The organism is Daejeonella sp., from assembly GCF_037719425.1.
Taxonomy (GTDB): domain Bacteria; phylum Bacteroidota; class Bacteroidia; order Sphingobacteriales; family Sphingobacteriaceae; genus Daejeonella.
Genome location: NZ_JBBJNI010000002.1, coordinates 1 through 19595, shown reverse-complemented (window position 1 = coordinate 19595; position 19595 = coordinate 1). Strand labels below are relative to the sequence as shown.

The 19595-nt window shown below is 42.4% G+C and carries 18 protein-coding genes; 8 read left to right on the top strand and 10 right to left on the bottom strand.

What is annotated here, in order from left to right:
• Positions 1-3: 3 nt before the first annotated feature.
• From dapB to WKF69_RS00450, 4 genes are all read right to left on the bottom strand, one after another.
• Positions 4-747: a 4-hydroxy-tetrahydrodipicolinate reductase gene (gene dapB / locus WKF69_RS00465; protein WP_340378561.1), complete on the bottom strand. Its 744-nt coding sequence runs from the start codon at positions 745-747 to the stop codon at positions 4-6.
• A 144-nt stretch (positions 748-891) separates the two neighbouring features.
• Complete coding sequence (locus tag WKF69_RS00460; protein WP_340378558.1) at positions 892-1515, bottom strand: DUF5683 domain-containing protein; 624 nt, start codon at positions 1513-1515, stop codon at positions 892-894.
• Complete coding sequence (locus WKF69_RS00455) at positions 1515-2417, bottom strand: ParB/RepB/Spo0J family partition protein (protein ID WP_340378557.1); 903 nt, start codon at positions 2415-2417, stop codon at positions 1515-1517. The genes WKF69_RS00460 and WKF69_RS00455 overlap by 1 nt, the downstream gene beginning before the upstream one ends.
• 8 nt (positions 2418-2425) lie before the next feature.
• On the bottom strand, positions 2426-3229 hold the full coding sequence (locus WKF69_RS00450) for an AAA family ATPase (RefSeq protein WP_340378556.1): 804 nt from the start codon (positions 3227-3229) through the stop codon (positions 2426-2428).
• A gap of 176 nt (positions 3230-3405) precedes the next feature.
• Here WKF69_RS00450 and WKF69_RS00445 point away from each other — a divergent pair, with 176 nt between their 5' ends.
• A complete protein-coding gene (locus WKF69_RS00445; RefSeq protein WP_340378555.1) occupies positions 3406-3927 on the top strand; it encodes an NAD(P)H-dependent oxidoreductase in 522 nt (173 codons plus the stop codon).
• Between the two features lie 36 nt (positions 3928-3963).
• Here WKF69_RS00445 and WKF69_RS00440 read toward each other — a convergent pair whose 3' ends face one another.
• From WKF69_RS00440 to leuS, 3 genes are all read right to left on the bottom strand, one after another.
• Positions 3964-4902: a cobalamin-binding protein gene (locus WKF69_RS00440; protein ID WP_340378554.1), complete on the bottom strand. Its 939-nt coding sequence runs from the start codon at positions 4900-4902 to the stop codon at positions 3964-3966.
• Positions 4903-5172: 270 nt separating this feature from the next.
• Complete coding sequence (locus WKF69_RS00435; protein ID WP_340378553.1) at positions 5173-7659, bottom strand: TonB-dependent receptor; 2487 nt, start codon at positions 7657-7659, stop codon at positions 5173-5175.
• Positions 7660-7814: 155 nt separating this feature from the next.
• Positions 7815-11054 (bottom strand): leucine--tRNA ligase, encoded by a 3240-nt coding sequence (gene leuS / locus WKF69_RS00430; RefSeq protein WP_340378552.1) that lies wholly within the window; start codon positions 11052-11054, stop codon positions 7815-7817.
• Positions 11055-11258: 204 nt separating this feature from the next.
• Between leuS and WKF69_RS00425 the strand changes: the two genes are divergently transcribed.
• The 7 genes from WKF69_RS00425 (at position 11259) to WKF69_RS00395 (ending at position 16956) form a co-directional block, all read left to right on the top strand.
• Positions 11259-12137, top strand: a complete 879-nt coding sequence (locus tag WKF69_RS00425) for a permease-like cell division protein FtsX (protein WP_340378551.1) — start codon at positions 11259-11261, stop codon at positions 12135-12137.
• Positions 12137-12373, top strand: a complete 237-nt coding sequence (locus WKF69_RS00420) for a DUF3098 domain-containing protein (RefSeq protein WP_340378550.1) — start codon at positions 12137-12139, stop codon at positions 12371-12373. The genes WKF69_RS00425 and WKF69_RS00420 overlap by 1 nt, the downstream gene beginning before the upstream one ends.
• Positions 12373-13167, top strand: a complete 795-nt coding sequence (locus tag WKF69_RS00415; RefSeq protein ID WP_340378549.1) for an undecaprenyl-diphosphate phosphatase — start codon at positions 12373-12375, stop codon at positions 13165-13167. The genes WKF69_RS00420 and WKF69_RS00415 overlap by 1 nt, the downstream gene beginning before the upstream one ends.
• A complete protein-coding gene (truB, locus tag WKF69_RS00410; RefSeq protein ID WP_340378548.1) occupies positions 13167-13892 on the top strand; it encodes a tRNA pseudouridine(55) synthase TruB in 726 nt (241 codons plus the stop codon). Before WKF69_RS00415 ends, truB begins: the two co-directional genes overlap by 1 nt.
• Before the next feature lie 143 nt (positions 13893-14035).
• The gene (locus WKF69_RS00405) at positions 14036-14986 is read left to right on the top strand and encodes a bifunctional riboflavin kinase/FAD synthetase (protein ID WP_340378547.1); all 951 of its coding nucleotides are present in this window, start codon (positions 14036-14038) and stop codon (positions 14984-14986) included.
• 28 nt (positions 14987-15014) lie between these two features.
• Entirely contained in the window at positions 15015-16064 is a 1050-nt protein-coding gene (locus WKF69_RS00400; protein ID WP_340378546.1) for a DUF2157 domain-containing protein, read from the top strand.
• A gap of 52 nt (positions 16065-16116) precedes the next feature.
• On the top strand, positions 16117-16956 hold the full coding sequence (locus tag WKF69_RS00395) for a sugar phosphate isomerase/epimerase (RefSeq protein ID WP_340378545.1): 840 nt from the start codon (positions 16117-16119) through the stop codon (positions 16954-16956).
• Positions 16957-17026: 70 nt separating this feature from the next.
• Here WKF69_RS00395 and WKF69_RS00390 read toward each other — a convergent pair whose 3' ends face one another.
• From WKF69_RS00390 to cysD, 3 genes are all read right to left on the bottom strand, one after another.
• Positions 17027-17443, bottom strand: a complete 417-nt coding sequence (locus WKF69_RS00390; protein ID WP_340378544.1) for an OsmC family protein — start codon at positions 17441-17443, stop codon at positions 17027-17029.
• Between the two features lie 69 nt (positions 17444-17512).
• Positions 17513-18763, bottom strand: a complete 1251-nt coding sequence (locus WKF69_RS00385; protein ID WP_340378543.1) for a GTP-binding protein — start codon at positions 18761-18763, stop codon at positions 17513-17515.
• Positions 18763-19595, bottom strand: an 833-nt coding sequence (gene cysD / locus WKF69_RS00380) for a sulfate adenylyltransferase subunit CysD (RefSeq protein WP_340378542.1), incomplete at its 5' end; no start/stop codon positions are given. The genes WKF69_RS00385 and cysD, both read right to left, overlap by 1 nt.

The window sequence follows — 19595 nt, the reverse complement described above, 5'->3', positions numbered from 1 at the left end:
AATTTAAACGCTAAAATCAAACATATCCGTGATATTAAAAAATCCGGTTTTATCATGAACCCATTCTGCCGCCAAAACAGCTCCCAGAGCAAATCCAGCCCGGTTGTGTGCTTTGTGCTTAAACTCGATATCATCCACTTCCGAGCTATAGATAATGGTATGCGTTCCGGGAACATCCTCAATACGATGTGATTCTATAAGCAATTGATCAGGTTTGGTGACCAGTTCAGGATTAGACCCAATAAGTTCATTAACCCATTCGCTCTTGCGGTCTAGCCCCCCAATAATTCCTTCGGCGATACTCATAGCCGTACCACTTGGAGCATCCAGTTTCTCGGTATGATGTATTTCTTCCACCTGAACTTCATACTGCGGGTACCGGTTCATAATCTTTGCCAGAATCTTATTTACAAAGAAGAAGATATTGACCCCTACGCTAAAGTTAGAGCCGTACAGCAAGGTATTGTTACCCTCGATACATTGGTTCTTAACTTCCTGTAAGCGACCGTACCAGCCCGTAGTTCCAACAACGACCGCCACTCCGGCATCAAAACAAGTTTCAATATTCTTTAATACAGAATCAGGTGTGCTAAAGTCGATAGCTACTTCAGCATTTTTAAGATTGGCAATGGTCAGATCCTGCAGATTATCAGCATTTACTTTTAATACGATGTCATGACCTCTTTCAATGGCCAATTGCTCTATTATTTGCCCCATCTTACCATAACCGAGAATAGCTATTTTCATTTTAATATAATTGTTTTTTAACGGCAATGAACCTGCCTGCCGGCAGGCAGGGCTATCATGAGCCTGCAAGCACATTCATTAAGTTTTGTAAATTGTGTGCTCACGATGTTTCATATGTTAATTTAAGTTAAAATATAAAGTATCTCATAAAGATAGCTTGACTTTAAACCCAATTGTAGTTGCTGCAGGCGACGCCGCATTATAAATTTGCGCGGGCTGGATCAAGGGATCCACTTGAATTGACAGATCGTTAGATACATCAAACCTGAAGAACTTGGCATCAATATAGGCATCTATTATTTGGATAGCATAAAAAGCAACCCCGGCGAGTATAGAAAGGTCGCGGGTCCTTCGGTAGTCATCCTTTACTCCAATTATTCCCTCATCGGTATATACCCCCTTCCAGGCAGGGTTAGCTTTTGAAGGATCTTCCTGCCTATATTGAGCCTCCGTGAGAAAAATTTTATACTGACGTTGATTAAATTCATAAACCAGCCCGATACCAACAAAGCCTCCGTAAACGAGGGGCACTTTCCACCAGCGTTTATTGTAGATCTGCCCAAGCCCCGGAAGCATAGCCGACCGGCGAGCGGCAATTCCGGGCATAGCTTCAATAGCAAGCCTTGCGGAATCCTTAACTACACCGTTTAGCGCAACCTCTTGTTTTGCCCTCTTCTTCTTAGGTATGGTATCGGAATTTTGAGAATAAGCTTTAATCTGCGTCAAAAGACACAAGAAAACGATCAAGCTTAGAAGTTTATGAGTCATTACCAGTCTAACATTTCCAGAATTCTGTGCAGGTCATCATCAGACATGAACGTAATTTCTATAGAACCAGTTCCCTTTTCTTTAAGTTTTAACTTAACATTCGTTGCAAACTTCGATGCCAGGTCATCCTGAATCTTCATATACTGAAAAGAAATTCCTTCCTTTTTAGAGACGAAACCTTTTTGTTTACCTGATTTCTCTATCTGGCGAACTAATTCTTCAACTTTTCTAACCGAGAGGCCGCGATTTATTATCTCCTGAAAGATATATAATTGCTGATCCGGGTTTTCGACTGAAATTAGGGCACGGGCATGGCCCATTGAGATATCCTTATCACGAATAGCCCCCTGGATAGCAGGGGGTAATTTAAGAAGGCGCAAATAATTTGTTACTGTTGAACGATTCTTGCTCACCCTGCTCCCCAGTTCTTCCTGTTTGAGGCTGCATTCATCGATCATCCGCTGAAAGGTTAAGGCAACTTCGATTGCATTCAAGTTCTCACGCTGAATGTTCTCAATAAGCGCCATTTCCAGCATCTGCTGGTCGTTAGCAGTCCGGATATATGCAGGAATTTCAGTTAGCCCGGCAAGTTTTGCAGCGCGTAAGCGCCGCTCGCCGGATATGAGCTGGTAGGAATTCTGGCCTGTTTTTCTAACGGTTATTGGCTGGATCAGTCCCTGAAGCTTTATTGATTCGGATAGTTCCTGAAGTGCTTCGGGATCAAAATCCGTACGGGGTTGAAACGGGTTAACATCAACCTGATTTATTTTAACAAAACTTATAGATCCTAAAGAAGTGCTCTCGTTGCTAATCTGTTGTTTCCTGTCGTTTTCTGGCAGATCTGAATCATCCAATAACGCTCGTAATCCTTTCCCCAGGCCTGTTTTCTTCTGATGGACCATATAATAAACTAAACTAATGCTTGCTTTTCGGCTTCTTCATTTGAAACAAGACCATTTTTACGGATGATCTCGCGGGCCAGGTTAAGATAATTGATAGCTCCCTTACAATTTGCATCATGCATGATCACAGAGATCCCATAACTTGGAGCCTCACTAAGACGGGTATTTCGCTGGATGATGGTGTCGAAAACAAGATCCTGAAAATGTGTTTTTACTTCTTCAACCACCTGATTTGATAAGCGCAAACGCACGTCGTACATTGTCAATAAGATACCTTCAATCTGCAATTCAGGATTTAAACGGTTTTGAACGATCTTGATCGTATTCAATAATTTTCCAAGGCCTTCTAATGCGAAATACTCACATTGAACAGGAATTATTACCGAATCTGCTGCCGTTAGGGCGTTGATCGTGATTAGTCCTAATGACGGCGAGCAATCAATGATGATAAAATCGTAGTTATCACGGATCTTCTCCAGGACAGCTTTCATTTTATACTCACGGTCTGTCAGATTGATCATTTCTATTTCAGCTCCGACAAGATCGATATGAGCAGGCAGCAGGTCAAGGTTTGGTGTATCGGTACTTTTAATAGCGTCTGCAGGATCTATTTCATTGATGATACACTCATAAATGCTTGCTTTAATCGTACGCGGATCATAACCGATGCCCGAAGTTGAATTAGCCTGCGGATCAGCATCAACCAATAAAGTACGATATTCGAGCACAGCTAAACTGGCGGCCAGATTTATTGACGAAGTTGTTTTACCAACGCCACCTTTCTGGTTAGCTAACGCGATGATTTTACCCATTTCTAGAAAATAATTACAAATAACTGATATTAAGTAAGCCTCGTTATATCTGTATAGCAGTAAAAAAGAATACTTTTGATATGTCTGGATGGCTTTTTACCAAGTACTAAAGATAACAAACTTAAAACTATTTAACCGGCGGGGCGATTTTCGTTTTGCACATCTTATCAACAAAAATGATCACTATTATTTCAGGCACGAACCGGGAAGGAAGTTATACGCTGAAGCTGGCTGAATATTATCAAAGACAAATTGCGTCCAAAGGGTATGAAGCAGATCTGTTATCTCTTACGGATTTGCCGCATCATCTGATCGGCACTGACCTGTACGGTAAACGAAGTGAAGCGTTTCAGCTGATACAGGATAAAGTCACGCTCAGCAGCAAATTCCTTTTCATCTTTCCTGAATACAATGGTGGGTTTCCGGGCATCCTCAAAACCTTCATAGACGCCTGTAAATTTCCGGAAAGCTTTTATGGTAAGAAAGCTGCTCTTGTTGGATTATCCTCAGGCAAATACGGCAATATCCGCGGGGTAGATCATTTCACAGGCATTTGCCACTACATCAATATGCATGTTCTGCCCCTTCGGATCCACATTCCTGCTATTCACAAGGAATTAGATGAGAATGGGAATTTGTTTAAAGAAGATACCATGAAATTTACCGATCAGCAGATCGATCAATTCATCGCTTTTTAATTAGAGAATGAGCAAATTAGGAAATGAGCAAATTTGCTAATTATCTAATTTACTCATTTGCACATTAAACTGTATCCACCCCGCCCCTTGATATCCAAACACAAATTGCTTTGGGTTAATAATTTCAGCAAGAATTTCGATGCTATCTGTCAGTCTCGGACCTGAGCGGTTGAAGTATTGGTTTCCATCGGCAATATATATCCGGTTGTCTTTAACCGCTTTAAGTTCCTGCCATCCGGGAAGATCTAGTAACAAATTGATCTCCTGCAGAGTTCTGGGTATTGAGAATCCGCATGGCGTAACCACAATTATATCCGGATCTTCTTTCACTACATCTTTAAAATCAACAAAGGGTGAATGTTTGCCGTTAACTGAAAGTATGGGATTGCCCCCTGCGATTTGAACCAGCTCTGGCGTCCAGTTACCGGCTATCATTAAAGGAGTCAGCCATTCTATACAGGCAACTTTTGGCTTCTCAGAAAGGAATTTGAGCTTGTGCAGGATAATATCTAATCGTTCATCAGCGCGTTCCAGGAGATCATCTGCCCGGGCGCTTACGTTCATAATTCCAGCGATGTTTCTGATATCATTATAAACATCTGAAAGCACATTGGGCTCGAGCGAAATTATCCTGCATTCCTTATCCAGTAAACCGTCAAGTGCTGCTTCTACATCTTTCAAACTCACTGCACAAACCTCACACTGAGCCTGGGTGATGATCACATCAGGATTAAGTTTCCTGATCATTTCTTTATCGATGGTATAAATCGACAACGCATCTGTAAGGATCTCTTTTACCTGCTTGTCAATTTCAAGGCTATCTGATCCTGAAATAAACTTAGCAGACGAACATACCGGAAGATCCTTTACACTTTCAGGAAAATCGCACTCATGCGAACGGCCCACAAGCTGGTGGTCAAGACCCAGAGCCCAAACTATCTCAGTGGCGGCCGGTAAAAGTGAAATAATTTTCATTAGAATATATTTTTTTAGCGACTATGAAGTTTGCGCGAGCTTATTCATGTGGTTTGTGAGCGGCAAGTTCACGCAGGTTTCATTAAGCAGAATTTGGGCAAATGTACAAAACCAGCCGTACTACTTCGGTCCGGCACCAAAGAAAAAACACCGGCACTAATTTAGTGTCGGTGTCTTTTGCCTTATGAAACAAGCTTTTAATTGTCGGTATTCGTTCTAACTGCTAACAATGCCGTAGGCATCCCTATGGGACGAACTACCAATCACTAATTACTGATTACCGGTAGCTTGTTGCTCTTGTTTCAAGTCATCATTAGTAACTCCGCGTTTTTTCCTTGGCGCCTGCATGGTCATCTTTCCAAAACGGTAGCTAAAGCTCATCCCGAAAGATCGGAATGGAAGGGAAAAGTTACTTGTCTGGGTAAAGTCAGTGCCTGTGATATTCTGACGGAAATTCTTGTTCTCGTTGAACGGGTCGATAACGGTCAAGCCGATACTTCCCTTTTTCGCCATGATTTCCTTTTTCAGGCCAAGATTCCACATATTAAATGATGGATTCCGTCCCTGAGCTGTACGGCGCGGAGAGTTTGTGATCAGGAAAGTTTCGAACGTTAAGCCTTTAGGAAATGCGTAAGTACCCATTATAAACCCGTTATAAAGCATTTGTACTCCTGAATTTGCATTTGAGACAACAACTGAACTATTGGTGCTAATATCATATGTGAAAACGTTAAAGTTACCACGCAGCGTTAGAGGTTTCACCGGGTTAATCTGGCCGAAGAAGTTGAATCCAACTGAGTTATTGTTACCTACGTTCTGGTAAGTAGTTCTTGAACCGGAAACACTGTTTCCTGTGGTTGGATCTGTAACTGTCGTCGGAAGTATAAAGCTTTCGATGATATCGTTAGTCCTGCGGTAAAATACCGATGCGTTTACCACTGTGGTTTTAACAAACATGGAGTAATTGAACTCAATATTATGTGACAACTCCGGTTTCAGAGATGGGTTACCCTGTGACTGGTTAAAAATATCTGCACTGTTTAGGAAAGGATTCAGATAAAATAAACTTGGCCGTTGTAAACGCTGGTTGTAGCTTAATTTAATTGTCGAGTAGTTCTTGAATGTTCTGGATATTACAAAACTTGGTACAAGGTTATAATAGCTGCTGCTAAAAGGTGAAACGCCGGTACCTGTGCTTCTTGCATCGCCCTCAATTTCTGTAGCCTCATATCTTGCACCAGCTCTGATGCCATATTTTTTCGCCAGGGTAAAACCAAGCGTCGCATAAGCTGAATAAACATCCTGATTGTAATCATAAACGTACGTGCGCGCCGCAATGGGCGTAAACACTCCGGTAGTTGAATTCAAACTGCGCGTCCTGTTATCACTAACGATATCGCGAAGTATACCCTTCACACCTGTTTCAAGGGTTACTTTTTTGAAAGGATGCGTATAATCTACCTGGATAGTATTCTCAGTATTATCCGCATCGTTATCTCCATACTCGTCAATTATAGTGTTGGAGAAATCTGTCGTATAATCATTCAACTGCACACTGTGCGACAGCTGATAGGCAACAGATATCTGTTGATCTTTCTTTTTGAATTTGTGAAGGAAATCACTGCTCCAGTCGAACCCGTTCATCTCGATAGAATTATCGCTCAAACGCGTAAAGATCACTGGCGCTCCGCCGAAAGTATTTTCATTGACATTGCTTCCGTCAACCTTTCTATTAAAACCATTCAGGCGCAGGTTTGAACTTATTGAGTTAAAGCTGTTGAAATCATAATCTGCACCGATCGAACCATTCGCAGCCAAGCGATCTGACTCACTCTTTCCTGATTGACTTAAAACCTGCGAACCGTCATTTGACGAGCGTTTAAAAGAAATAGTGCTCGTTTGCGGCCATGAATAAAAGCCACCGCCATTTGCAGTAACTGCGAGACGCCCGGTTTTTGCATTCAGATTAAGGTTTCCACTGTTTTGCCTGGTACCAACACCAGCGTTCACAGAACCGCTTACGCCTGCAAGATTGTTTTTCTTTGTGATAATATTAATAATACCAGACGTACCTTCCGCATCATATTTAGCTGATGGAGATGTGATCACCTCCACATTCTTTATCTGATCCGCAGGGATTGCTTTTAAAGCGTCTGCCATATTGTTAGCCATGGAGCCTGAAGGCTTACCATTGATCAGAACTTTGACATTCTGGCTTCCTCTTAATGAGACATTACCTTCGAAATCCACTGAAAGGAGCGGAACTTTACGCAATACATCTGTAGCATTTCCGCCTGCTATAGCAACATCCTGCTCCGCATTGTAAACAAGTTTATCGATCTTATTCTCTACAATCGGAGTTATTCCTGTTACCACGACCTCTCCCAGTGCTTTCGAATTCGGAGTCAAAAAGATCCGGCCCAGATTTAGATCTGGTTTAGCTGCAGTAGTTTTTACCGAATCAATGATCTTCGTTTGGTATCCCAAAAATGCAATTGTAATCCGATAAGATCCAGCAGCAATGTTTTCGATCTTAAATGTTCCTTTTTCATCAGAAAGTGCGCCGTTTGTAGATCTGGCAGTTCCGGCACGGCCAAGAGCTATAGTAGCATAGTCAATCGGTTTACGGGTAAGTGAATCGACAATTGATCCGGATATTCTTCCGGTAACACCTGCAGGTGCAGCTCCGCCCAAACCCTGCGCAGAAACAGTACCTATAAAGGATATGAAGGTTAATAATAGTAGTATTCTTTTCATGTAATTGATTTTGATATTAGTCTAAAGAAATTGGTGATTGTTACACTTTTGCGCGAAAAGCTTATAAAGAAAGTGGAATTGCGAACAAACACAGGGTTGCCCAAGTTGTTCGCATTAACCCGGTTTTGGATGAAATATTCCCGGGAGGATAGTAATTAAACCACAACATTTATTATTTTCCCTTTTACGAATATTATTTTCTTCGGAGTTCTTCCCTCCAGATATTTTTTTACATCCTCATTTTCCAATATAATAGGCTCCACTTCTGCCTGAGGCAGGGCGAGAGAGATATTAAGGTTCAATCTAGTTTTGCCGTTAATGGAAACAGGATATGAGAATTCGTTTTCAACGAGGTATTCAGGATTGAATTCAGGATAATTAGCAGCTGAGATCTTACCAGCCTCATTGCCCAGCAAAGTCCATAATTCTTCCGTGATATGCGGTGCATACGGTTGAAGCACTATTACAAGATCGTGCAGGATCTTTCTTTTGTTGCACTTCAGATCAGTAAGCTCGTTTACACAGATCATAAAACTGGAAACCGAAGTATTGAAAGAAAAGCGTTCGATATCTTCTTCAACTTTTCGAATGATCTTATGTAAGGCTTTGTATTCGGCCTTTGCAGGTTCCGCTTCTGAAACATTAAAGTTGAACTCATCATCATGGAAAAGTTTCCAGAACTTACGCAGGAATTTGAAAACACCTTCTATACCATTGGTGTTCCACGGTTTGCTTTGTTCTAAAGGACCAAGGAACATCTCGTACATGCGGAGAGTGTCAGCGCCATAACGCTCGGCAAGTTCATCGGGGTTAACCACGTTGAACTTGGACTTTGACATCTTTTCGATTTCTACGCCGCAGGAATACTTGCCATTTTCCAAAATGAATTCTGCATTTTCGAATTCAGGCCTGAATGATTTAAACTTCGTAACATCAAGGATCTCATTTTCCACAATGTTTACATCCACGTGCATCGCAGAGGTTTTGTACTGTGATTTTAATCCCGCAGAAACAAACGTGTTAGTCGCTTTTCCTTCCTCATCGATCAGACGATAAACGAAATTAGATCTCCCCTGTATCATTCCCTGATTGATAAGCTTTTTGAAAGGTTCTTCTTCTATCACGAATCCCAGATCCTTTAGAAATTTATTCCAGAAACGGCTATACAGCAAGTGCCCTGTCGCATGCTCAGACCCGCCGATATACAAATCGACATCTTTCCAATAAGAAATAGCATCCTTTGAAGCAAATTCACCTTCATTCCGGGCATCCATATACCTTAACCAATACCAGCTCGAACCGGCCCAGCCTGGCATAGTGCTTAATTCATATTCAAGCTCACCATGATACTTCCAGTTTTCCGCGCGGCCCAAAGGTGGCTCCCCGCTTTCTGTAGGAAGATATTTGTCGACCTCAGGCAGCACCAATGGCAATTCAGAGACATTAATAAGATGAGGCATACCCTCCTTAAAGTATACAGGCACCGGTTCACCCCAGTAACGCTGGCGGCCAAAAATAGCATCGCGCAAGCGGTAATTTACTTTTGCCTTACCTGCACCAAGCTCTTCCAATTTATTGATAAGAACTGTTGTTGCTTCTTTATAACCCAAGCCATTGATCAGTCCCGAATTAATATATTTCCCATCTTTTGTTGGGTCAGCCTGGGTATCAAGATCAACCTGTGCGTCCGAAATGGCAACAATAGGAAGCCCGAACTTAGTTGCAAACAACCAGTCCCGCTGATCTCCGGAAGGCACAGCCATTACAGCTCCTGTTCCATATCCTGCCAGTACGTAATCCGCGATCCAAACAGGGATCTTTTCCTCACTAACCGGATGAAGCGCATAACTGCCCGTAAAAGCTCCGGATACTGTTTTAGTATCGGCCATACGGTCGAGCTCACTTTTCTTCTTAGTTTGGTCGATGTAATCTGCGATCTCTTGCTTTTTGTCGGAAGTCGTTAACGATTTTACAAGTTCATGCTCAGGTGCAAGTACAAGGAATGTGGTACCAAAAATGGTATCAACACGGGTAGTGAAAACGTCAATGGCCTCACCCCGGCCCTCTCCGGAGGAGAGGGGGACTGGATCGCTAGAAATTCTGTCAGGTAAGGAATTTAATTTTTCCTTGATATGTTCTGTGACTCCGGTCGGGTTTGAAATTACTTCTTCATTTGAAAAACGGACGACTTTAAACCCCAATTGATTTAATATCTCTGTCCTTATTCCGTCACTCTCCTGATTATCGGAATGATATCCGCCGTCTACTTCAATGACTAATCCTTTTTTCAAGCAAATAAAATCTGCAATATAAGTATCAATCGCGTGCTGTCTTCTGATTTTATAACCAGTCTGGTTATTCCGTAAATGTTGCCATAAGATGTTCTCAGCTTCTGTAGAATCCTTCCGGTGCTCCCTTGAATGCACTTTCAAAATATTCCAAATTCCCGGATCAGCCGTTTTATAACCCACATACTCTCCAACCTGCTCTCCCCTCTCCACCGGAGAGGGGTTGGGGGTGAGGCGGAAACTAACCAATGCTCCCACACTCTTTCCGATCCAGTTCCGTTGCATCTCCTTAAGAGGCTCAGGCCAATCGATCGAATCAAGTCCCTGAAGCAGACGATCAGCATAAGCTGTGATACGCATGCTCCACTGCATCATTTTTTTCTGTTCAACGGGATAGCCTCCACGCTCGGAGAAACCATCTTTTACTTCATCATTCGCCAGAACGGTTCCCAGGGCGGGGCACCAGTTTACGGTGCTTTCGCGAAGGTAAGTCAGGCGATATTTTAATAATTCGGTTTGTTTATCCTCTTCAGACTTCTGCTTCCACTCATCCCCTGTAAAGCTGGAAATATCGTCATCGCACACTGCGCGAATGTCTTCGCTGCCTGATTTCTCAAACCTCCTGATCAGTTCGTCGATGCTTTGAGCTTTATCATTATCCAGGTCGTACCATGAATTAAATAGAAGCATGAATATCCATTGCGTCCATTTATAGTATCCGGGATCACTCGTTCTCACCTCACGGCTCCAATCGAATGAGAATCCCAGGTTATCAAGTTGTTCGCGATATCTGTTAATGTTAGTCTCAGTAGTGATTGCAGGGTGCTGCCCTGTTTGAATCGCATATTGCTCCGCCGGAAGGCCAAAAGAATCGTATCCCATTGGATGCAAAACATTAAAGCCTTTTAGTCTTTTATATCGTGAAAATATATCGGATGCGATGTAACCAAGCGGATGACCGACGTGAAGGCCGGCTCCTGAAGGATATGGGAACATATCCAGGACATAATATTTAGGCTTAGCTGAATTATTGTCGACCTTAAATGTCTGATTGTCGGCCCAAAATTTTTGCCACCTCTTCTCTATATCTCTGAATTGATAATCCATCTTGTAAAACTAAGGTGCGAAAATACTTAGAAAAGTTGAAAGTGGACAGTTGAAAGTTGGAAAGGTCAAAGTGTTATCCGCCCTGTCTAACAACGAACATCCAACAACCAACAACCCGCTTTAACAAATTTTAACTCATATTAACATCCATATTGCTACGTTTATAAAGTGAAATCTTTATTTTCGCGGATATAATCATTGCTCATGGAAGAATTCGAAGCCAGTACCTCATCCAGAAAAACTAAAACCATTTATGTCTCAACTGTGATCAGCATAGCTTTGGTTTTGCTTATGACTGGATTACTTGGGCTCATCCTGGTTCATGCGAAAAACCTTTCTAACTACGTGAAAGAGAATATTGTACTTAACATCATCGTGAATGAGGGCGCTAAAGAAGTCGATATCACGGCTCTGCAAAAACAGGTCGATGCAAACAATTACGTTTTAAAAACACAATATGTAAGCAAGGAACTTGCTGCCAGAAATCTTACCAAGGATTTAGGTGAAGATTTTGTGGATTTCTTAGGCTATAATCCTTTATTGTCTTCCATCGATGTGTATATGAAAGCTGATTATGCAAACAACGCCAGCATCCGGACCTTTACTTCACAATTAAGCAAAAATCCACTGGTTAAAGAAGTTATATATCAGAAATCACTGATCGATATGGTTAACCAGAACATCCGGGGAATCGGTCTTGTTATCCTGGCTTTCGCAGGAATTTTATTGATCATTGCTGTAGCTTTGATCAACAATACCATTCGCCTGGCAATATATTCTCAGCGTTTCCTGATCAAGAGCATGCAGCTCGTTGGCGCAACACGGGGATTCATCCGCAAACCGTTTTTAGCTTATGGAATATTCCACGGACTGCTTGCGGGATTAATCGCTATTATATTGCTTCTGCTGACTTTATATTTTGCACAGAAACAGGTTCCGGAGATGGTAATTTTAAGGAACTGGTTCGAATTTGTTATAGTTTTCTTAGGGGTGATAGGTATTGGAATACTGATATCGGGCCTGAGCACGTATTTTGCAGTAAGCAAATTCCTCCGTTTAAAATCACATGACCTTTACAGATAATGGCACAGAAAAACACTCCGGTTAAAGAAACCAATCAGGAACCTTTTGTGTTCCAAAAAACCAATTATATGCTGATGATAGTAAGCATAGTAGTAGTAATTCTGGGTTTTATCATAATGGCAGGTGATACGGATATTTACAGTTCAAGTAAGATTGTTATTGCACCTATTATCGTTCTGATCGGCTTCGCTATTGGTTTTGTTGCTATACTTAAGAAACCGGCTAATAATAATTAATGACGGTTTTTCAGGCTATAATTCTGGCAATCATCGAAGGCCTGACTGAATTCTTACCAGTTTCTTCTACAGGACATATGATACTAGGCTCATCGCTGATGGGCATTCAATCAAATAACTTTGTGAAGCTGTTTACAGTTGCAATACAGCTGGGAGCAATCATGTCTGTCATTGTATTATACTTCAAGCGATTCTTTCAATCGATTGATTTCTATTTCAAGCTTTTAGTAGCTTTTATCCCGGCTGTGTTTTTCGGTATGCTTTTAAGCGATAAAATTGATGAACTTCTTGAGAGCCCGCTGAGTGTTGCTATTGCATTACTCATTGGCGGAATCATCCTTCTTTTCGTAGACAAGTGGTTTAATGATGGCAATATCGACGACACCAGGGAGATCACTTATGGCACAGCCCTGAAAATTGGCTTATTTCAATGCCTTTCCATGATCCCCGGTACTTCCAGATCAGCGGCGACTATCGTAGGCGGAATGGCTCAAAAATTAACAAGAAAAGCTGCGGCTGAGTTTTCCTTTTTCCTTGCGGTGCCAACGATGTTCGGAGCAACTGCGAAAAAACTATATGACTTTTACCAGGATGGCTACGTGATCACAGCTAACGAAGTAACCCTGCTAATAATAGGCAACGTAGTAGCATTTATAGTGGCTATGCTGGCTATCAAATATTTTATAACCTTCCTTCAAAAACATGGCTTTCGTCTGTTTGGATGGTACAGGATCATTGTCGGAGGCATACTTCTGGTTTTACTTCTATCCGGATACGATCTTCACGTGATCTGATGAACGAAATTACTCCTAAAGAATTTCGGGAATTCAATTTTGCCAACGGTGAAATGCTCCTGATCAACAAGCCCTACAAATGGACCAGTTTCGACGTGGTGGGAAAGATCCGTAATTCATTTAAACCAATTAAGCTCAAGGTAGGTCACGCCGGAACGCTTGATCCACTCGCCACAGGCTTGCTAATCATTTGTACAGGTAAGCTCACCAAAAAGATCGACGAATTCCAGGCGCAGGAAAAAGAATATACCGGAACTATGACGCTGGGCGCCAGCACGCCTTCCTATGATATGGAAACCGAGGTCAATGAGACATTTGAGATCAGACAGCTCAGTGAAGCGCAGCTTCATGAAAACACTAAGCAATTTATCGGTGATCTCGATCAGTACCCGCCGGCTCATTCTGCCGTAAAAGTAGATGGGGAACGCCTGTATATGAAAGCCCGGAGAGGTGAAGATGTAGAATTAAAAACCAGAAAAGTCAGTATCAGCGTGTTTGAACTAACCCGCATCGAACTTCCGGAAGTCGATTTCAGGGTGGTGTGCAGTAAGGGTACTTATATTCGCTCCCTCGTCTATGACTTTGGTCGCGCGCTAAATAACGGAGCCTACATCAGCGCACTGCGTCGCACAAAAAGCGGTAACTACGATGTCGACAACGCCTTTGGTGTTATGGAGCTGGTAAATCATATCAAAACACTAAAAGAGCAGGGTAAGCTTAAATAATAAGCAAAAACGTTAATTTTGCCGCTTCTACAAGGCCATGAAACCATCATGAGGATACCGCTACAAACGTTACCGGATAAGATCATGATAGCCCTGCCTGCCGGCAGGCAGGTTCATCACCGATAAAAAACAATTATAGAACGATGAAAATATATAACCACATCGATGAATTTTCGAAGATCAATAACGCTGTGGTTACCATTGGTACTTTCGATGGGGTACACATCGGTCATCAGAAGATAATCAGTCGGCTCCAGGAAATTGCCCGTCAAAAAAACGGAGAAACAGTTATTCTAACTTTCTTTCCGCATCCGCGGATGATACTCCACCCCGAAGACAAAGCTATTAAGCTGATAACGACTATGCAGGAGAAAGCCCACAGATTGGAGAAGCTCGGCATTGATCACCTTATTATTACTCCGTTTACACGGGATTTTTCAAATCTTTCACCTCAGGAATATATCAGCAAAGTTTTAGTTGATAAGATCGGCACAAAGCAGCTCGTGATCGGATATGATCACCGTTTTGGAAAAGACCGCGAAGGGGGACTTGAGCACCTTCAGAAGTTTTCGTCAGATTTCGGTTTTGAAGTGGAGGAAATCCCTGAACAGGATATAAATGATGTAGCGGTCAGCTCTTCTAAGATCCGCAATGCTATCCTAAGCGGCGATGTTAAAACAGCCACTGACTTTCTGGGATATCCATTTCACCTCACCGGAAAGGTTATTAAAGGCGATCAGATCGGGCGTACTTTGGGGTTTCCCACAGCTAACTTATTTGTAGAAGAAACATATAAGCTTATCCCTGCTGACGGGATCTATGCAGTTAATGTACAGATCAACTCTGTTGGTGATGACACAAAATGCCTGGATGGGATGGCTTACATTGGCCACCGGCCGACTATTAATGGGATGACACATAATATCGAGGTAAATATCTTCGACTTCGATCAGGATATTTACGGAAGTACTATCCGGATCAATTTCCTTAACTATATCCGCGGAGACGAGAAATTTACCTCTCTTGAAGCGCTGAAGGTACAGCTTGCTAAAGATGAAGAAGCAGTTAGATCTATTTTGATTCAAAAAGCATAAATTTATACTTTACCTACAATAAAGCGCATTGGCCAAACTAAACCTTGATAAGCAGGAGAGCGAGTTTCTGGATTCAGCTATCCGCCAATGGAAAGCAGAAGGGATAATCGATTCTGACACCGCGGAAAAACTCCATACATCTTATGAAGTAAAAGGGTTTGACTGGAAGCGTTTGGCTCAATATTCATTCTGGGTTGCCCTCGCTTGCGGGATCATTGCAATCGCGTCATTAATCATCGATGATGTAGTAATTACCTGGCTCGAAAAGCTATACGATACCCCCGACATTATAATCAGCCTTATTTCAGGGTTACTGGCTGCCGCCCTTCTTTATGAAGGCAGCAAGCGTAAAAATAAATATCCGGAACGAGTCTTCAGTAACGAGGCAATTGTCTTTTTCGGAATTCTCTTCACAGCATGCTGTTTAGCCTACCTCGGTAAGACATTCGATAATGGCAAGGGCCATTTCTCTATACTTTTCCTCTTATCAGTAATTGTCTACGCTTTACTGGCATTGAAATTCCACTCAGGCCTTATCTGGGCATTTGCTTTGGTATCATTGGGAAGCTGGTTTGGCACCGAAACAGGCTATCAAACCGACTGGAGTCATTATTTCCTTGGGATGAACTATCCGCTCCGCTTCGTGGCTTTCGGCTTTTTGCTGGTGGCTTTCAGTTTTGCCATGTATAGAATAAAGAAAATAAGCGAATTCCGTGACCTAACGTATATCATTGGACTGCTCTACATGTTCGTTTCCCTTTGGCTATTATCAATCTTTGGCAATTTCGCCACACTCGAAGACTGGATGAAGATCCGGCAGATTGACCTGTTATATTGGGGTATCATTTCTGTAGCTGTCGCAATTGGCTTTACGGTTTACGGGCTTCGCCAAAAGGATACTATCGCACGGGAGTTTGGAATAACTTTCCTGCTAATTAACCTGTATAGCAGGTATTTCGAGTACCTCTGGGACATAACGGATAAAACCATTTTCTTTGCTGTTCTTGCATTATCATTCTGGCTGATCGGCAGGAAAGCCGAGAAGATCTGGAACCTGGAGTTTTTGAAGATTAAGTAATATTTCGATTTCTCCGCCAAAATTTCTAATTTAACGTCCAAATAAACATCTTATGAAAACACGCCGTCATTTTATAAAAACTGCAGGAGCTTTGGCTCTCGGTTCAATGATCCTTCCTGAGTTTACATTCGCAAAGAAAAAAATTAAAAATCCAGGCATTCAATTATATACTGTTCGCACAGAAATGCTAGCTGATGCAAAAGGCACACTGAAACAACTGGCTGCTTTGGGAATTAAACAAATTGAATCGGCGAAAAGCGCAAAGGGGAATTATTACGGGTTAACCGGAAAAGAAATGAAGCAGGCTTGCAAGGATCTGGATATGACCCTAAGAAGCGGGCACGTTGCGGTGGATGCAAAGTGGAAGCAAACTATGGAAGAGGCCGCCGAGGCTGGGCAGGAATATTTGATATGTTCCAGTATGCCCAAGTCGGGTCAGACTGTAGACAATTACAAAAAAACAGCGGATATCTTTAACAAGAGCGGAGAAGAATGCAGAAAGATGGGCTTAAAATTCGGCTATCATAATCATGATTACGAGTTTCAAAAAGTAGGCGGACAGGTTCTTTATGATGTGCTGATGGACAACACCGATCCTAAGCTTGTGCATATGGAACTCGATCTGGGGTGGGTAGTAGCCAGCGGAAATGATCCACTGGAATATTTCAAAAGATATAAAGGCCGTTTCCCACTCTGGCATCTTAAAGACATGGACCTTCAAAAGAAGCATAGCACCGAATTCGGTAAGGGTGGGCTTGATATCGTTAAAGTCCTCCAAAACCAAAACGAATCAGGTTTAAAATACTTCTTTATCGAACAGGAAGAGTATGCGAAAACTCCGCTGGAGAGCATGAAATACAATATGGATTATTTGGAAAGGACGAGAATTTAGTAAGTTGAGAGTTGACAGTGAGCTCCTTATTCCTTGCTCTTTGTTCCTTGTTCTATCTTGGTTCCTTGCTCTAATTAATATTTATCGAATATGTTATCTCGACTCCGCCGGCTTCAAGCATATCATGAACTGAGCAGTATTTTTTAACCGCAAGTTCAGCCGCACGATTAGCTTTATCCTGATCAACAGTTCCCTTAAGGTTAAATGTCATGTGGATCTTGGTGAATATAGTAGGAATTTGTTCGCGGCGTTCGCCTTCAACAGAAACAGAGAAATCCTGAAGATCCTGCTTCTGTTTTTTCAGAATGCTTACCAGGTCCAGTGAACTGCATGAAGCCAGCGCCATTAGCACCATTTCCATTGGCCTCACGCCCAAACCCTGACCGCCAATATCCGGGGAGCCATCAATATGTACTTTTACCGTCGATGACAGAGCTGATGCCTCAAAATGCACCGCATCGTTAACTCTTTTTAATTCTACTTTCACTTCTGATTCTTTAATATAGTTCGCCGTGTGGACGTCTTGATTCTTGATACTTGGTTCTTGCTTCTAATCCTATTCCACCGATGCTCTGAACATCAAAGCCCCCACCGTCAAATTTGTGCGGCTGTCGATAAGTATGGCTCCGCCATTCTCCTTGTTCTCGTGATAAAGGTCAAAAGCAAGCGGATCAGCAGTTTTAATTACAATACGGCCGATATCATTCAATTGGAAGGTATCTGCAGGAATCTTTTCCAGGGTATTGATATTTACCTTGTGGAGTATCTCGCGAATCTTGCATTTCGTTTGCTTACTGTTATGTTGTATCAGATACATGATTGAATCATCCAGCGGCCTGGTGTCCATCCAGCAAAGATCCGCTTCGATAAGCTGGGATACTATCGGCTCATGAGAAGAGTTCACAAGGATATCACCCCTGCTTATATCTACATTATCCTTAAGGTGAAGAGTAACCGACATTCCACTGTGAATTTCAGCCTGATCCTGCCCGAAAGTTTCTATCCTGCTGATCTCCGACATGACGCCGGATGGCAGAACGGTAACCTTATCATTCACATGAAAACTGCCGCTTGATACTCGTCCGGCATAGCCGCGATAATCATGAAGCTCATTTGTCTGAGGCCTGATCACCCATTGTACTGGCATCCTGGCCTGCGGTGATTTTTCGTCTTCATTTACTTCGATGGTTTCCAAATGATCCAGCAAGCTTTTACCGCTATACCACGGCATGTTGTCGGAAACATTCACCACGTTATCGCCTTTAAGCGCACTTACGGGGATATAAGTAACTTCGTTCAAATGAAGCTTCGCTGCTATCTCAGAATAAGCTTTATTTATTTCTTTAAACCTCTGCTCGCTGTAATCAACCATATCCATCTTGTTGATGCAGACAACTATATGCTTTAGCTCCAGCAGCGATACAATAAACGAATGTCTTATAGTCTGCTCAACTACTCCGTTTCTCGCGTCTACTAAAATTATAGCCAGGTTAGAATTTGAAGCACCGGTCACCATATTTCGTGTGTACTGGATATGTCCCGGGGTATCAGCAATGATGAATTTTCTCTTATCCGTCTGGAAATACTTATAAGCGACATCAATGGTTATCCCCTGCTCACGCTCCGCCTTAAGACCGTCGGTTAAAATTGCAAGGTCGATCGTTCCGTCGTCATTTTTCCTGTTCGACTGCTGAAGAGCTTCCAGCTGATCTGCAAGTATAGATTCACTATCATAAAGAAGCCTGCCGATAAGGGTACTCTTGCCATCATCAACACTTCCTGCTGTAAAAAATTTCAGTAAATCCATTAAAAATATCCTCCCTTTTTACGGTCTTCCATTGCAGCTTCAGAAACTTTATCGTCCATTCGGGCTCCTCTTTCGCTGATCTTTGACGCCCGTATTTCTTCAATAATATCATCTATTAAAAACGCATCCGACTCAACAGCTGCAGTGCAGGTCATATCCCCTACGGTACGGAACCTCACATTCTTGTGTGCGATAACGTCCTGCTCATCCATGTTCAGAAACTCAGCAGCTGCCATCAATTGTCCATTCCGGGTGATTACATCGCGCTGATGCGCGAAATAGATCGTCGGAAGCTCTATTTTCTCTCTGCGGATGTAGTTCCAGACATCCAGCTCAGTCCAGTTGCTGATCGGGAATACACGAACATTCTCACCTTTGTGGATCTTGCCATTGTAAACATTCCATAGTTCAGGACGCTGACGTTTTGGATCCCATTGCCCAAACTCATCACGAACTGAAAATATCCTCTCCTTCGCACGCGCCTTTTCCTCGTCCCTGCGGGCACCACCGATACAGGCGTCAAACTTATTCGCTGCAATGGTATCAAGAAGCGTGACAGTCTGCAAAGCGTTTCTGCTGGCATTCTTACCAGTTTGCTCAATTACTTTACCCTGATCAATGGAATCTTGAACGTAACCAACTATTAATTTTTCTCCAAGTCGCTCTATCATCTTATCGCGGTAGCTTATAGTTTCAGAAAAATTATGTCCTGTGTCTATATGCACCAAAGGAAACGGAAATTTGCCCGGCCTGAATGCTTTTTCTGCAAGCCTCACTAGTGTTATCGAATCCTTCCCCCCGGAAAATAGCAATGCTGGTTTTTCAAACTGGC

What these genes read in the sequence shown, in the direction of transcription:
- WKF69_RS00450 (WP_340378556.1), bottom strand. Translation starts at nt 3,229, where the DNA reads ATGGGTAAAATCATCGCGTTAGCTAACCAGAAAGGTGGCGTTGGTAAA.
- WKF69_RS00440 (WP_340378554.1), bottom strand. Translation starts at nt 4,902, where the DNA reads ATGAAAATTATTTCACTTTTACCGGCCGCCACTGAGATAGTTTGGGCT.
- WKF69_RS00385 (WP_340378543.1), bottom strand. Translation starts at nt 18,763, where the DNA reads ATGGATTTACTGAAATTTTTTACAGCAGGAAGTGTTGATGATGGCAAG.
- WKF69_RS00425 (WP_340378551.1), top strand. Translation starts at nt 11,259, where the DNA reads ATGGAAGAATTCGAAGCCAGTACCTCATCCAGAAAAACTAAAACCATT.
- WKF69_RS00405 (WP_340378547.1), top strand. Translation starts at nt 14,036, where the DNA reads ATGAAAATATATAACCACATCGATGAATTTTCGAAGATCAATAACGCT.
- WKF69_RS00395 (WP_340378545.1), top strand. Translation starts at nt 16,117, where the DNA reads ATGAAAACACGCCGTCATTTTATAAAAACTGCAGGAGCTTTGGCTCTC.
- WKF69_RS00415 (WP_340378549.1), top strand. Translation starts at nt 12,373, where the DNA reads ATGACGGTTTTTCAGGCTATAATTCTGGCAATCATCGAAGGCCTGACT.
- WKF69_RS00420 (WP_340378550.1), top strand. Translation starts at nt 12,137, where the DNA reads ATGGCACAGAAAAACACTCCGGTTAAAGAAACCAATCAGGAACCTTTT.
- WKF69_RS00435 (WP_340378553.1), bottom strand. Translation starts at nt 7,659, where the DNA reads ATGAAAAGAATACTACTATTATTAACCTTCATATCCTTTATAGGTACT.
- truB (WP_340378548.1), top strand. Translation starts at nt 13,167, where the DNA reads ATGAACGAAATTACTCCTAAAGAATTTCGGGAATTCAATTTTGCCAAC.
- WKF69_RS00460 (WP_340378558.1), bottom strand. Translation starts at nt 1,515, where the DNA reads ATGACTCATAAACTTCTAAGCTTGATCGTTTTCTTGTGTCTTTTGACG.
- WKF69_RS00455 (WP_340378557.1), bottom strand. Translation starts at nt 2,417, where the DNA reads ATGGTCCATCAGAAGAAAACAGGCCTGGGGAAAGGATTACGAGCGTTA.
- WKF69_RS00445 (WP_340378555.1), top strand. Translation starts at nt 3,406, where the DNA reads ATGATCACTATTATTTCAGGCACGAACCGGGAAGGAAGTTATACGCTG.
- leuS (WP_340378552.1), bottom strand. Translation starts at nt 11,054, where the DNA reads ATGGATTATCAATTCAGAGATATAGAGAAGAGGTGGCAAAAATTTTGG.
- dapB (WP_340378561.1), bottom strand. Translation starts at nt 747, where the DNA reads ATGAAAATAGCTATTCTCGGTTATGGTAAGATGGGGCAAATAATAGAG.